Genomic DNA, 14,244 nt, shown 5'->3' with positions numbered 1-14,244 from the left:
ATGCATTCACACCGCAAACTGCAGCCTCCGTCGGTCGTCAACATCGAGGATCTCCGCCGGCTGGCCAAGAGGCGGCTGCCGCAGGTGATCTGGGACTACCTGGAAGGCGGCGCGGAGGACGAAGTGACGCTGCGGCGCAACCGCGCCGCCTTCGACCGCTATCACCTCCTGCCGCGGATGGTCACGGGCAAGGGCTCGCGCGACCTGTCCATCACGCTGTTCGGGCAGCGGCTCGCGGCGCCCTTCATGATCGGGCCGACGGGCCTCAACGGCATCTACGTGCCGGACGCGGACCTCATGCTGGCGCGCGCGGCCGCAGCGGCGGGCGTGGCGTTCTCGCTGTCCGCCGGCTCGAACAACGACATCGAGGCCGTGGCCAGGGCATCGGCTGGACCCAAGTTCTTCCAGCTCTATCCGTGGGGCGGACGCGAGGTCGCGACCAGGCTGCTGGCGCGCGCACACACGGCCGGCTACTGCGCGCTCATGGTCACGGTCGATTCGCTGATCCCGGGCAACCGTGAGCGGGATGTGCGGAACCGATTCGCCCATGCACTGCATTTCTCTCCGCGCATCGTCTGGGACGCGGCGACCCATCCGCGATGGGTCGTTTCCACATGGTTCGCCCGCGGCATGCCGCGCTTCGAGAACCTGGCTGAGTTCCTGCCACCGGGCTCCGACGCGTACGCGCTGGCCGCCTATACCCGCGCGCAGCGCAATCCGTTCTACAGCTGGGAGGATGTCGCCTGGCTTCGCTCGCAGTGGGCGGGCCCCTTGGTGGTCAAGGGCATCCTCACCGCGGACGACACGCGCCTGGCCGCCTCCCATGGGGCGGACGCCGTCGTGGTGTCCAACCATGGCGGGCGCAGCCTTGACGGCTTGCCCGCCACGCTGGACATGCTGCCCTCGGTCGCCGCCGCTGCCGGGGGCATGCCCGTCCTGGTCGACAGCGGCTTTCGGCGGGGCTCCGACATCGTCAAGGCCCTCGCCCTTGGCGCGCGCGGCGTGCTGCTGGGCCGGGCGCCCCTGTACGGCGTGGCTGCGGCGGGGGAGGCCGGCGCAAGTCGCGCGCTCGAGATCCTCCTGCAGGAGACGGACCGCGTCATGGGCTTGTTGGGGGTGGACTCGGTGGACGCGCTGGGGCACCAGCACGTTGGCCTGCAGCCGGCATGACGCGGCGGGAAAAACTGCAGTTTCCCGGCCGGCGCCGGAGAAGGACCGAAGCAGCATCGGCGGCACAGGCCCCTTGGCAGGGGCGGCATAGACCTCCTCGGCGGGGGCGGTGATGCCGCCGGGACCGGCAGTTCGCGATACCCGCAGGCGCAAGCTGCGGGCCGCGTGTCGCAGGCACCGTGGTCTGGTCAAGAGGTGCGCAACTCCCGCACGCGCATCCCGGGCGGCGCAGCCGCGGAGCGGGGCGCTGAAGCCAATCGGCCGCCGCTGTCTCGAGCGGACGGGAAGCCGCTCGCTGAAGGTTGACGCGCCGAAGTGCGCGCGTAGCCTGGTGCCAAGCGTGCGACGCGGGGCGAAAAGTCTATGGCCTGCCAGAACGAAGGCGTTGGGCATCGTCCCGGCATTGCCCGTGCAACCGCATGGTTTTGTGATCTGGATCAGCATGCCGCCTACTGAGAACAGCAGAATGTACGGTGCTATATTTGTGCGGTCCGCTTGGCCTGGGCAGCACCTTTTCAACCTCCTCCCGCTTCTTCGTGTCCGTCGGCTCGTTCATGTACGCCGATCGCCGCTGTCTTGCAGGGGGTCGGCCGGGCAGAGCGTCCGTTGGGATGCATTGAGGAATGAAAATTGGCAAAAAAGGCAGGGAAAGAGTCGGCGGAGGTAGCGAGCCGTATGCTGCAGCACTGGCATGAGGGCGTTCCCGACGACCGTTTAGCGCATCTGGTGAAGGACGCGACGCGCTCCTTTCTTCGATCGCTGCAGACCCGTCTTGCGCGCCACGACGTCCAACTCGGCCATTGGACCTTCCTGCGGATTCTCTGGGAGAAGGATGGGCTCACCCAGGCAGAACTGAGCGCGGAGGCCGGTGTGATGGCGCCCACCACGGCGATCGCCCTGAAGGCCATGGAGGAGCTCGGGTACGTCCTGCGAAAGCAGCGTCCCGACAACCGCAAGAGCATCTACGTTTTCCTGACGCCGGCGGGCAAGCGCCTCAAGGCGAAGCTCGTGCCCTTGGCCGAGGAGGTCAACGCGCTCGCCATCAGATCCCTGACGGATGCCCACATCAGCATCGTGCGGCGCTCGCTGCTGAAGATCATCGACAACCTGGCGAGCGACGAGTGCATTCAGGATGATCCGAAGCGGACAGGCGCCGCTCAGTCATCCGCAAGACCGTAGCCCGCGCTGCCGATGGCCGCGCCCTGGGTGCGGCGCGCCATGGAAGCGCACCGCGCCTCGCGGCAGTGCCACGCTCTCCCCAATCCCTCAAATGCATCGGTCCCGCCGCGGCGCAGTGCGCCCGAGCGGCCAGCCGCGCCGCATCGGTCTCGATGTGGGTCGACGAGTCGACGATGCCACCCAGTGGACCCCGCGCGCCACAGGCGAGTGGCATGGATGCCCCATGGAACGCACGCCGGAACCCGCCGGGCCAGTGCCGCCGTCTTCTGCCTGGCAGCCTGTGAGATAATTAGAGACCTAATGATTAGACCTACGGAGACATAGCGCGGTTTCGGGATTTACGTGCCGTCGAACGCTGGAATCGCGCGGAGCCCACATGAGCACATGCCCCGATCCCACGTCGTGCCGGCAGCCGGATTTCCTGGATGCGAAAGCCAGTCTTGCCCTTCTGGGCGTCCGCCCGCAGACGCTCTACGCCTATGTGAGCAGGGGGGCCATCCGCAGCGTGCCCCAGCCCGGAACGAAGGCGCACCTGTACAGCCGCTCGGACATCGAACGGGTCATGGCGCGCGCGGCCGCCCGTGCAGGCCATGCCGCGGCGGCAGCCGGTGCGATGGACCATGGGCCGCCCATCGTCAGCAGCGGTATCACGGAAATCACCGAGGCGGGTCCAGCCTACCGGGGCTACTTGGCCTGCGACCTCGCGCGGCAAGGCGTTCCGTTCGAGCGGGTCTGCGAATTGCTCTGGGGCGCTCCTCTCGATGTCGCGAGGGCCGGCGCCTGGAGAATCCCTCCGCGCGACCAGGCACTGGCCCGCGAGGCCGGTTTGCGGATACTGCACGGTACCGATCCTCACCGCGTGTACGGATCGCTCGCGATGCTGGCTCTCCAGTTGGAGCGCAGCCGCAGGATGTCGGGCGGTGGGGGTCTGGACGCGGGCGTCGTGCAAGAGGCGCGCTTGCTGATCTGTGCCGTGGCGCAAGCGCTGGGATGCGTCGGCCCGGCCCGCGCGCTGACGCTGCCGGAGCGCTCCGAATCGATCGCTTCGACGCTGATCCGGTCCTTCGGATGCGAAACCACGCCAGCGCGGATCCGCGCGGTGAACGCGCTGCTCGTGCTCCTCGCGGACCACGAACTGCCGCCGGGCACCCTGGCCGTCCGGGCGGCTGCCTCGGGAGGCGCGAACCTTTTCGACTGCATTGCCGTGGGCATCTGCGCAAGCGCCGGGACCGAGATCGCCGGGCACTATGCGGTCGTGGACCGGTTCCTCACCGCAAGGCCGTCCGCGACGGCGCTGCGCGACAAGGCCCTGCGCCTGCACCAGCGGGCGCAGCGGATCCCCGGCTTCACGCATCCGCTCTACCTGGGCGGCGACCCGCGCGCGAAGCACCTGCTCGCCATCGCCACCGAACTGGCTGACGACTCCTTCAACATGCGACAGGTCGCCGACTTCGTCGGTTGGGCGAAGGAGAATCTCGCGGACCATCCAAGGCATGAGTTCGCCGTCGTCTGCCTGGTGCGGGCGCTCCGGCTTCCCGTCTGGTCGGCAGCGGTCTTCTTCCTGGTGGCGCGCATGGCCGGCTGGGCTGCGCATGTGCAGGAGCAGCGCGGCGTGACCGGCCTCTGGCGGCCGCGCGCCCGTTACGTCCCCCGCCCATGAGCGTGGCAGGGCCCGTGCGCGTCGCTAGCGCCGCCCTGTGTCGCTCGGAGCCGAGAGGCGATCCTCTGGAGGAGCGGACTGGACGCCGGGCATTGCGGGCCCGCGGCAACCGGCCTGCCGCTGCGAACTCGTGCGTCTCCCTCTTTGCGAGGGGCAGCCCCGATGACGGCGATGGCCACTCCGCATTTGCGCTGCCGCCTGCTAAGCGGTGCGTCCGCGCGGTGGTGGTTGGAAGAGGGCATGGTGCGGGTGGAAGACCTGCCGCGCGTCACCGACCTGGCCTACTCCAACAGCCTGCGCCGCTGGATCACGGCGGAGTTGGCCTGAGCACTGCCCGGAGGTACTAGGACGCCGAGGCGCTGAATTTGCCGGTCTGCAGCCAGGCGGCAATACCGGCTGCCAACTGGTCGCTGTTGCTCTCCATCATCATCATGTGGCCGTTGCCCTGGATGCCCCGGTCGCCCAGCGGAATGAATTCCGCGCGCGCCCCGATGTCGTTCAGCCAGTCGACGATGGGCTTGTCGATGGCGGCCGTGTGGTCCGCGTCGTTGGTGCCCATGATCAGGGCCACGCGCTTGCCCTTGTAGCCCGAGGGGTCGGTCACACGGGGCGCGCTGTTCTCATAGTTCACCCGCTCTAGCAGCAGGCGGGGCGGAATGACGGTCAGGCTGGCCAGGTAGCTGTCCAGGTGCTCGCGCGGGAAGCGCGTGCTGCTGCCGACCAGCTTCTTCGTGGCCCAGCCCGGTTCGGCAACGAAGGGCAGCTTGCGGCTGAGCTTGAGCACCGGAGCGCCGGGTGCCAAGCGGACTTCCACGTCGTCCGACGTGCTGGACAGGAACTCGGTCGGCGCGCTGACGTTGGCCGGCCCGCCAGGTGCGATTGCCACCAGGGAGACGATGCGGTCGCCGAAGAGTTCGAGCAGCTTCCAGCCGAAGGGGCCCGACATCGAATGCGTCATGACGATCGCCGGGCGGTCCAGCGTGGCCAGCACCTTGCCAAGGCCCTTCACGACCGTCTCGCCCGACAGGTCGTCGTAGGGGATGTAGCCGCTGCGACCGGTGCCTGCCCAGTCAGGGACCACCACCTGGTAGCCCTGGGCTGCGAAGAAGGGCGCCCAGCCCGGGCGGCCATCGGCGGTCGCCATGTAGCAGGAGCCGGTGTGCGCCCCGCCGTGGATCAGCACCATGGGCGGCTTGCGGGTCTTCGCGACCGGCTCCAGAACCTCGTAGTAGGTCGAAGGACCGGCCACAAAGCCGCTGCGCACCCGCACGGCGGCGTGGGGGGGCGTGCTGGCGCCGGAGGCGCCGGTGCTGGTGGCCGCGGCTAGGACGGCACCCATGCCAGCACTGGTGCGGAAGAACCTCCGGCGGGAGGCGGGGGGCGTGTTGTGCATCTTGTCTCCTGGTTCTCTGTGGCATTGGCATCGACTCTGGCAGTGCAGGACGGTCGCCGGAGCGTCTGGCGAGGACGGCCCAGCGCGGCCAGGCCATGCCGACCATTATTGTTAATCGACTAACAATATGAAAGCTGGGGCGAACCCTGTTGTGCGCTGTCCAGCCGCCGCGACAGCACCTGCACCTCCTCACTGAACGTGGGCGGAGCGACGCCCTGGCCCCAGACCTCGAGGAGCTGTGTTGCGTCGTCATGCCGCAGATGTCGATGGGCTCGAGGAGCGACCTGGCCGGCTACTCGCAGGAGAGATTTCCCGAGGCGATATGCGAGTTGCGCTTGGGGGCAGGCCGTACGGTGGATGGGCGCGGCGGAACCAGCGTTCCGCATGGCGCGGGCCCCTTTAGCATTCCGGCGGGCCGGGCGCTGGACAGGGTGGTCGCTCGACAGGCGAAGGAAGACCTGTGTTCATACGGATCGTGGCTGGAGAGCGCGTCGCATCTTGCCCGGTACACGAAAGCGCGCAATCCACGATGCCGACGACGAGCCTCTTGGCAACCTATCGAGCAACCATGGTCTCTAGCCGAGCTTCACGTTGACGTTCTTGAGCTGCGTGAACTCCAGCAGTTCCTCCTTGGACTCCTCCCTGCCGACGCCGGACTGCTTGTAGCCGCCGAACGGCGCGCCAGGGATGTGCACCGAACACTCGTTGACCCACACGTAGCCCGACTGGATCCGCTTGGCGGCGCGCAGGCCGGTGTTCAGGCTCGTGGTCCACACCGAGGCCGTCAGTCCGAGCTCCGTGCCATTGACCTCGACCAGCATCCGGTCCTCGTCGTCCCAGGAAAACACCGAGAGCACGGGGCCGAAGATCTCCTCGCGCGCGATCCGCATGTCGGGCCGCACGCCCGTGAAGATGGTCGGCTCGATGAACAGGCCGTCCTTCAGCTGCGCATCGCGCGCCGCGTGGCCGCCGGTCAGGAGCACGGCGCCCTCGTCGATGCCGGCCTGGATGTAGTGCAGCGCGCGGTCGTACTGGGCGCGGCTCGCCAGTGCGCCCATCGTCGTGTCCAGGTGGGTCGCGATGCCGGGCCGGTGTTTGCGCGCCAGTTCCTCGGCCATGCGCTGCATGAATTCATCGTGCAGGGAGCGGTGCACGTACAGGCGGCTCGTGGAGCCGCACGACTGCCCGCACCACGTGAAGTTCATGCCGCGCACGGCCCCCTCCACCGCGCTGCGCAGGTCCGCGTCGGGATAGATGACCATCGCGTTCTTGCCGCCCAGCTCCAGCAAGGTGCGCTTCATCGTGTCCGCGGCGGACCGCAGCACGGCCTTGCCGGCGCCGACGCTTCCGATAAGCGCGACGGCGGCCACATCCGGGTGCGCGGACAGCGCGGCACCCGTCTCGCGTCCGCCAGCGATGCAGTTCAGCACCCCCGGGGGGAACAGGCCGTCCAGGATCTCCATCAGCCGGATGGTCGACAGCGGCGCCTGTTCCGGCGGCTTGAGGATGACCGTGTTGCCCGCCGCGAGCGGCGCGGCGATCTTGCCTGCCGCGAACATGAACGGGTGGTTGAACGGGAAGATCCGTGCGACGGGGCCGAGCGGCTCCCTGAGCGTGTAGTTCAGCGCGCCGTTCGCGGTCGGGATGGTCTCGCCCTTGATCTCGAGCACCAGCCCCGCGAAATAGTCCAGCTGGGTGGCCGCGATCTCCGCGTCCATCTGCATGGCGCGCACGGGATTGCCGCAGTTGGCGGCGTCCAGCAGCGCCAGTTCCCGCGAATGCAGCCGCACGCGGCGCGCGGCCTCCCGCAGCAGCGCCGCGCGCTGCAGGGGCGGGGTCTCGGCCCAGGCCGGGAAGGCGGCCTTCGCCGAGGCGACCGCGGCGTCGACCTCCGCCGAACCCGCCGAGGTCACGTCGGCCAGACGCTCGCCCGTGGACGGGTTGAAGGTCGCGATCGCCTGGTCCGCTCCTTCATGCCAGCGGCCGTCCCAGAACAGCCCGCTCGACCGGGGCAGGACTCGCTGGACGTAGGGGCTCAGGTCGCCGCTGTCCGGCAGGACGATGGGGGCCGCTGTCATGGCTGGCCTCCTTCCTGGTCCTCATGGGAGCGGGTCATGCCGGAGGCCATCGCGGCGCTGTAGCCCGGCGTGACGTGCACGTCGACGACGACGGTCGCTCCATCGCGCACCGCAGCGACGGCGCGGGCCAGGACCTCGTCGAGCTCCGACGGGCTGTCCGTCGGTCCGAGGCCCTGCAGCCCGAGCCCGCGCGCGAGCGCGGCCAGATCGGGGTCCGGATCTCCGATGCGCTGCCCGATCCACCGGTTCTGCACCGGGCGGTCGCGATCGCGGGCCACCCGCTCCTGGTGCAGCTCGTCGTTGAAGAACGACCGGTTGTTGCAGACGATGGTAAGCAGGGGAACGCCAGCATTGGCGGCGGTCCACAGTGCTGTCATGCCCATCAGGTAGTCGCCGTCGCCGGTCATCAGCACGGGCAGTCGGTCGGTTCCACGCAGCGCCAGCGCGGCGCCGACGGCCATGCCCGGCCCGGAGCCGATGCCGGCGCCGCCGTCCATGCCCAGGTAGTCCAGCGGATCGCGGAAGTGGCCCATCTCGCCGCTCCAGCCCAGTGGCACACGGATCAGGGTGATGGGCTGCGTGCCCGCGGCCCGGCGCAGGGCGTCGGCGACCATCGCGATGCTGATCGTCCCGTCTTGCGGAACCGGGGGCATGGCCATCGGGCTCTTCGGGGCCTGGAGGGCCGAAGGGCGCTCGGTGCAGGCAGCGCAGAGAAGGGGCACGGCGACGTCCGGCTCCACCGGCATGAACACGTCCACCGGCGGCAGGCCCTGGTGGTCCATGCTCCAGCCCCGGTGGCTGTAGTGGTCGAGCGAGACCTGGATCACCTTGGCGCCGACGCTCTCGTTGCGCCACGCCTGCTGCAGCGTGCCGTTCAGGTCGTACCAGTCCAGGCTCAGCACGACGTCGGCGGCGCGCAGCGTGGCGGCCGCGTCCGGGGTCAGGAAGACGCCCGGCACGGCCGCGTGCAGCGGATGGTCGGTGGGGAACGATGCGCCGGCGCGCAGGTCCGTAAGGACCTGCGCATTCAGCTTCTCGGCCAGCTCGATGCGCTGGCGCCAGCCCTCGCTAGACCTGGAGACCCGCCCCATCAGAATGACCGGGCGGGCCGCGGAGGACAGCAGCGCTGCGGCTCTGGCCAGCTCATCGCTGCCCGGCACGGCGGGGGAGGGAACCTGGTAGCGGCTGACGTCCGGCAGCGCCGGGATCGCATCGATGCGCGTCTCCTGCAGCGAGACATCGAAGCACACGTAGGTGGGGCCGGCGGGTGCGGTCAGCGCGATCTGCTTGGCCCGCAGCAGCGCCTCGTACGACGCGGCGACGGAAGCCGGCTGCGCGTCCCACTTGCTGAAGTCGCGCACCAGCGCGCCCTGGTCCTGCGCGGTGTGCATCCAGTCGATCCAGGGGCGCCGCTTGGCCGCATCGACCGGGCCCGTCGCGCCCAGGACCAACACGGGCACGCGGTCCACCCAGGCGTTGAAGATCGCCATGGACGCGTGCATCAGGCCCACGTTGCTGTGAACGATCGCCGCCAGCGGCTTTCCGGCGACCTTCGCGTAGCCATGGGCGATCGCGACGGCATGCTCCTCATGGAGCACGACCAGCATCTGCGGGTCGATGTTGCCGAGGTGGTTCACCAGGCTGTCGTGCAGACCGCGGAAGCTCGACCCGGGGTTCAGGAGGACATAGGGGATGTCGAGCGCGCGGATCATCTCCGCGATGGCGTCGCTGGCCCACAGGCTGCCGGCGCCGGCGCCCGCTGCGGGAATGTCGCGGCGCAAAGGAATGGCTTGCTTCGAATTCAATGGGTGCTCCGCTCAATCGGCCTTGATGCCCGCGCTCTTGATGACGCTCGCCCACCGCGCGGTGTCCTTCTCGACGAGCTTGGTCATCTCCTGCGGCGTGCTCGGCCGCGTCTCGATACCCTGCTCGGCGAGCTTCTCCTTCACCTCGGGCTCGTTCAGGATCTTGGTGACATCGGCGTTGATCCGCTTGATGACCGCCGCAGGGGTCCCCGCGGGGGCCGCCAGGCCGAGCCAGATCTCGCTGTCGTACTGGGGCAGGCCGGCCTCGGCCATGGTCGGGACATCGGCCAGCAGGCTGGCGCGCCGGGTGCCACCCACGGCGAGCGCGCGCAGCTTCCCGGTGCGGATGTGCGGCAGCAGCGAGTTGATGGCACCGAACTGCAGATCGACCTGCCCGGCCAGCATGTCGGTGATGGCCGGCGCCGCGCCCTTGTAGGGGACGTGGGTGATGTCGGTGCCCGTCATCGCCTTGAAGAGCTCCGCGGACAGATGCTGCGGGCTGCCGGAGCCCGACGAGGCATAAGTGAGCTTGCCCGGAGTGGCCTTCGCGAGCGCCACGAGTTCCTTCACGGTCGTGGCCTTCACGTTCGAGTTCGCTACCAGCACGACCGGCACCGCGCCGAGTTGCGTGACCTGGGCGAAATCGCGCGCGACGGCGTACGGCGTCTTCGGCAACAGCACCGGATTGATGGACATGGTGTTGTTGTTGGTGATCAGCAGCTTGTAGCCGTCCGCAGGGGCCTTGGCCACGTGGTCGGTCCCGATGCTTCCGGCCGCGCCTGCCTTGTTGTCCACGATGACCGGCTGGTTCCAGATCTGGCTGAGCCGCTGGCCGATCACGCGGGCGATGACGTCGTTGCTCCCGCCGGGAGTGAAGGGCACGATGAGGGTGACCGGCTTGGTGGGATAGTTCTCTTGTGCGATGGCCGAGTGGCCGAAGCCTGCGGCGATCATGGCGGCGGCCGCGAGCAGCGAGCGCCGAGTGGGGCTTGATGGATTCTTCATGGTGTCTCCGGTTGCAGGCAACTACACGTGCCCTAAGAAGATCCCGATCCTAGGAACAAGGTTGATGTGCATCAAGCTTGAATGCGCGGTCAACCTATGAAGAAGCAACGCGGCGTGGCAGCCCGCGTGGCGAGCTAGGGTTCATCCCGAGGTTGATCGATGGTTCAACCGGCGCCGCCCGGTGGCCATCCTGTCCTCCAGGGTGCGCAGGGCTCTCGCGCCCGGAGGTGCGCTGTGCGCCCGCATGGCCAATGCGCTCGGCTTCCATCGTGCCTCGCGGGCATTGGTGAAGACGCCGCACTGTCCTGACAACCGGTCCGCATGTCCGTGTGCCGCTGCACGGTGACCACGGTCTCGCGCACCGGTGCAGCGGGCCGGCGATGGCCCGATAAGCAGCGCGTGGAACTTGGAAGAACGCCGCTGGCGGACGTGCCCGCGTGCCCGTGAACGGCGGGCAGAGGCCGGCGCGCGACTGGCTCGCTGGCCAGGCACCCCATCGGTTGTGAATCGACGTTGCACCGTCTTCGTTCGTCCATTGCTCCTTGCGGCGACAACGGGATTCGAACCCGACGGGATGCTGCGGAGTCCGGCGCGAGGCATTGATCATCCAATCAATCCGGGTTGGTTCCGATGCCGTGCGGGATGGTCTCTGCCAGTGTTTCGCGGCCACCAACGGGTCAGGCGTGAAAGCGTCGCACGCCCGCCACAGCCGGGCGTTCTGAATCCGGAAAATTTGATTAGGCGACTATCAAAAGATTAGGCGTCTATCTATACTGAACGAGCCGGAGGAACCACGATGAACCCGCGAGTCATCGAACGATGTGGTCTTTGGCGGGCTGCGCGTGGAGCTTTCCCATGAGACGCCAGGCGCAATGTGAAGAAGAGGAATCGGGGCCAAGCCCCAAGTTCAACGAAGGAGACAACTATGAACGGAATGGCCAAGCATGCGGTTGCATGCGCCGCGCTGCTGTGCGTTTGCGGCGCAGCCAATGCCCAGAGCAGCGTGACCATGTATGGGCGGGTGGATGCCGGGATGGACTCGCCGAGATCGGGGGGCTCGAGTGTCAATCGGCTGGTATCGGGCGGAAGTGCGGGGAGCAACCTGGGTTTTCGCGGCGTGGAGGACTTGGGAGGAGGGCTTGCCGCCGTCTTCCGCCTCGAGATGGGCATCAACCTCGACGACGGCACGCTCGGCCAAGGCGGTCGCGCGTTCGGGCGCGAGGCGTCGGTCGGCCTGAGCGATGCGCGGTTCGGCACGCTGCAGATGGGCCGTATTCCCACTCCGTACTACATGGTCCAGAGCAGTGTGGACGCCTTCGTCTGGGAAGGCGCCGGCGGGCTGCTCGCGCTCACCAGAAACGTCAGCCCCACCACGCAGCGCCAGGTGCTGCCGATGGGGGTGTCGGCGCGGCAGGACAACGCGGTCAACTACGTGTCCCCGCGCTGGGGCGGCATCGAGTTCCGCGGCCAGTACTCCTTCGGCGAGAACTCGACGACGATCGGACGCGGGTACGGCGCATCCGCGCGCTACCAGGCCGGGGGCTTCGACCTCAATGCGGGCTTCCAGCGGCAGGAGGGGCCGGACGATGCTGCGGGCAAGGTCTCGGCGATGGTGGTTGGCGGCTCCTACGACGCCCGCTTCGCCAAGTTCTTCCTGGGCATGACGGTGGAGAAGAACTCCTGCGCGACCTGCACCGGGGCAATCGCCCGCATGCCCGGTGCTTCGACGAGCGAATTCCGGCTGACCAACCTCGGCGTGCGCGTGCCGTTCGGACAGTTCACGGCCGTTGCCCAGTTCACCCGCGTCAACGACCGGTCCGACTACACGGCGTTGACGGGCAACCGGGACGCGAACTGGATCTCGCTTGGCGGCGACTACGACCTGTCCAAGAGGACGCGCCTGTACTTCGGCGTGGGACAGATCAGCAACAAGAACGGGTCGCAGTACGTGCTGGGCACCGGCACTGCCCAGGCCCCGGCCATGCTGGTCGGCTCGTCCAGCGGCAGCTCCCGCAACATCTACATGGGGGTCCGTCACAACTTTTGATGGCGACCGGCGGCACGCCGCTGCGGCCCCGCGATGGGCCGCGGTGGCTGGGCGCCGGGATCCCCGCATTGTTATCTCCAAGGTTTGGTGCCGGGGCAACCCGGCGCCTTTTTTTGTGCACGGGCGCCTGCCCGGGGAAAGCGCCGAGAAGGTGGGCAAGGGCATCGTCTCCCGCGCGAGGTCGGGCCGACCGTCCCGCGCCCGAGGCGGTGGCCAAGGTGGCGCGCATTGGGGGCGGCACAAGGAGCCTGCTTGGAGCTGCGCCCCGGAGCGGCGGCGCCGCCTTGATCGGCTCGCGCGGTGGCCTGGTGAGCGCGCGCCGCGGCCGAGGGCCCGTCGCGTCGTCCGTGCAGTCACTGAACATGGACTCTCCCGGACCGCCGATCCCCGGGACCGTCGGATGCGCTGGCGCGTGCCGTTCGGCCGCGCCGCCCGGGCTTTGAGCGACGGCGGGCGCCTTCTCGCGCAGGACTGCACGTTGCGCTTCGGCCTAGTGCTCAGCGATGCGGATGCGCTCGCCCGCTGCCAGGCAAGCGCGGCGGGCAAGGGCAGGACCAGGATCTCCGGAGCGCCGAACCGGTCCGCGTTGATGTCGAGCACGAACTGCGCTTCGTGCAACCGTGCCTGCACCCAGCGGTGACCATGCTGGCGGTCGTCGCCCGCGCGCCGCGTGGCGTGAACGCCTGGCCCATGCCCCTGGAGGGCGACGCGTCCCTTTGTGGCCGGCCACCGCCGACGACGGCGGAGACCTCCGAAAGGCGCGGAGCATGGCGAATTCATTTCTTCGATACAGCGAATAGGCCAGCCTGCGTTGCCGGGCACGCACCGGCCCCCCAGAATTGACAGCGGTCAACAAATCGTCCGCGACAACGAATCGCGGATATCGACAACCGCCCAGGAGACACCCCATGAAAACCTTCCAGGTCGCCGCGGCCCTCGCCGTGTCGCTCATTTGCGCCGCCATTCCGGTGCACGCACAAGCACCAGCTTCCCGTGACTATCCCAGCCGGCCGATCCGGATGATCGTACCGTTCCCCGCCGGCGGTCCCACCGACCTGCTGGCCCGCGTCGTCGGGCAGCGTATGGGCGAGTTGATGCGCCAGCCGATCGTGGTGGACAACAAGCCGGGCGCCAACACCATCATTGGCGCCGATGCCGTCGCGAAGGCGGCGCCGGACGGCTACACGCTGCTGATGGCCATCGACAACACGCTGGTGATGAACCAGTACCTCTACGCCAAGCTGCCCTACGATCCCGTCCAGGATTTCGAGCCGATCGGCAAGGTGGCCACCACGCCCCTGGTGGTCATGACCCACCAGGCCGGACCCCAGTCCATGCAGGCGCTGCTCGCGCAGTCCAAGGCCGGCGCCGCCGCAATGAGCTATGGCTTCGGCACCTTCACGTCCCAGCTCTCCGGCGAGCTGCTCAAGCGCACGCTGGGCAAGGAGGTGGTCTCGGTGCCCTACAAGGGCAGCGCGGGCACGACCCAGAGCCTGCTGACCAAGGACGTCACGTTCACCATCGACGGCATCACGACCGCCATGCCCCATTTCGAGAAGGGCACGCTGCGGCCGCTCGCGCGCCTGAGCGCCAAGCCCATCCCCACGCTGCCCAACGTGCCATCGATGGCCGATGTGGGGATCAAGCTGCCCGACATCGACGTGTGGATGGCGTTGCTGGCGCCCAAGGGCACGCCCGCTGCGGTGGTGGACGAGCTCAACCGCGCGCTGACGCAAGCCCTCGCGTCCAAGGACGTGCAGGAGAAGCTCCTGGGCGCCGGGCTGCTGGCCGACGCCAGCTCGCCGCAGGCGCTGCGCAGCTTCATCGCCTCGGAGGCCGCGAGGTGGCGTCCCGTCATCGCGGAAGCCGGCATCAGGATCGATTGACATTCACGAAGGAGATTCACC

General features: G+C 68.5%; 10 protein-coding genes. 6 read left to right on the top strand and 4 right to left on the bottom strand.

Going from position 1 to position 14,244, the window contains the following annotated elements; all coding sequences use genetic code 11:
- The 4 genes from AvAM_RS01275 (at position 1) to AvAM_RS25575 (ending at position 4,336) form a co-directional block, all read left to right on the top strand.
- Positions 1-1,170: an alpha-hydroxy acid oxidase gene (locus tag AvAM_RS01275; RefSeq protein WP_059400358.1), complete on the top strand. Its 1,170-nt coding sequence runs from the start codon at positions 1-3 to the stop codon at positions 1,168-1,170.
- Positions 1,171-1,845: 675 nt separating this feature from the next.
- On the top strand, positions 1,846-2,349 hold the full coding sequence (locus AvAM_RS01270; RefSeq protein ID WP_017404454.1) for a MarR family winged helix-turn-helix transcriptional regulator: 504 nt from the start codon (positions 1,846-1,848) through the stop codon (positions 2,347-2,349).
- 376 nt (positions 2,350-2,725) lie between these two features.
- A complete protein-coding gene (locus tag AvAM_RS01265) occupies positions 2,726-4,009 on the top strand; it encodes a citrate/2-methylcitrate synthase (protein WP_017404455.1) in 1,284 nt (427 codons plus the stop codon).
- A 171-nt stretch (positions 4,010-4,180) separates the two neighbouring features.
- Positions 4,181-4,336: a hypothetical protein gene (locus AvAM_RS25575; protein ID WP_158276426.1), complete on the top strand. Its 156-nt coding sequence runs from the start codon at positions 4,181-4,183 to the stop codon at positions 4,334-4,336.
- Positions 4,337-4,352: 16 nt separating this feature from the next.
- Here the strand turns inward: AvAM_RS25575 and AvAM_RS01260 are convergent, their stop codons facing one another.
- From AvAM_RS01260 to AvAM_RS01240, 4 genes are all read right to left on the bottom strand, one after another.
- Positions 4,353-5,402, bottom strand: a complete 1,050-nt coding sequence (locus AvAM_RS01260) for an alpha/beta fold hydrolase (protein ID WP_199227645.1) — start codon at positions 5,400-5,402, stop codon at positions 4,353-4,355.
- 575 nt (positions 5,403-5,977) lie between these two features.
- Entirely contained in the window at positions 5,978-7,480 is a 1,503-nt protein-coding gene (locus AvAM_RS01250; RefSeq protein WP_017404458.1) for an aldehyde dehydrogenase family protein, read from the bottom strand.
- Positions 7,477-9,285, bottom strand: a complete 1,809-nt coding sequence (locus AvAM_RS01245; RefSeq protein ID WP_059400360.1) for a thiamine pyrophosphate-binding protein — start codon at positions 9,283-9,285, stop codon at positions 7,477-7,479. Before AvAM_RS01245 ends, AvAM_RS01250 begins: the two co-directional genes overlap by 4 nt.
- 12 nt (positions 9,286-9,297) lie before the next feature.
- A complete protein-coding gene (locus AvAM_RS01240; protein ID WP_026062146.1) occupies positions 9,298-10,290 on the bottom strand; it encodes a tripartite tricarboxylate transporter substrate binding protein in 993 nt (330 codons plus the stop codon).
- A 925-nt stretch (positions 10,291-11,215) separates the two neighbouring features.
- Between AvAM_RS01240 and AvAM_RS01235 the strand changes: the two genes are divergently transcribed.
- Complete coding sequence (locus AvAM_RS01235; protein ID WP_026062147.1) at positions 11,216-12,337, top strand: porin; 1,122 nt, start codon at positions 11,216-11,218, stop codon at positions 12,335-12,337.
- Positions 12,338-13,245: 908 nt separating this feature from the next.
- Positions 13,246-14,223 (top strand): tripartite tricarboxylate transporter substrate binding protein, encoded by a 978-nt coding sequence (locus tag AvAM_RS01230; protein WP_059400362.1) that lies wholly within the window; start codon positions 13,246-13,248, stop codon positions 14,221-14,223.
- Positions 14,224-14,244 lie beyond the last annotated feature (21 nt).

Origin of the sequence: Acidovorax sp. NB1 (assembly GCF_005405905.1) — a bacterium.
Lineage (GTDB): Bacteria > Pseudomonadota > Gammaproteobacteria > Burkholderiales > Burkholderiaceae_C > Acidovorax.
The sequence above is the reverse complement of the archived record's forward strand: the minus strand, read 5'-3'. Positions and strand labels throughout refer to the sequence as shown.

Bases quoted from the DNA above. Each gene is read 5' to 3' on its own strand.
- AvAM_RS01275 (WP_059400358.1), top strand. From the start codon at position 1: ATGCATTCACACCGCAAACTGCAGCCTCCGTCGGTCGTCAACATCGAG.
- AvAM_RS01270 (WP_017404454.1), top strand. From the start codon at position 1,846: ATGCTGCAGCACTGGCATGAGGGCGTTCCCGACGACCGTTTAGCGCAT.
- AvAM_RS01265 (WP_017404455.1), top strand. From the start codon at position 2,726: ATGAGCACATGCCCCGATCCCACGTCGTGCCGGCAGCCGGATTTCCTG.
- AvAM_RS25575 (WP_158276426.1), top strand. From the start codon at position 4,181: ATGGCCACTCCGCATTTGCGCTGCCGCCTGCTAAGCGGTGCGTCCGCG.
- AvAM_RS01260 (WP_199227645.1), bottom strand. From the start codon at position 5,402: ATGCACAACACGCCCCCCGCCTCCCGCCGGAGGTTCTTCCGCACCAGT.
- AvAM_RS01250 (WP_017404458.1), bottom strand. From the start codon at position 7,480: ATGACAGCGGCCCCCATCGTCCTGCCGGACAGCGGCGACCTGAGCCCC.
- AvAM_RS01240 (WP_026062146.1), bottom strand. From the start codon at position 10,290: ATGAAGAATCCATCAAGCCCCACTCGGCGCTCGCTGCTCGCGGCCGCC.
- AvAM_RS01235 (WP_026062147.1), top strand. From the start codon at position 11,216: ATGAACGGAATGGCCAAGCATGCGGTTGCATGCGCCGCGCTGCTGTGC.
- AvAM_RS01230 (WP_059400362.1), top strand. From the start codon at position 13,246: ATGAAAACCTTCCAGGTCGCCGCGGCCCTCGCCGTGTCGCTCATTTGC.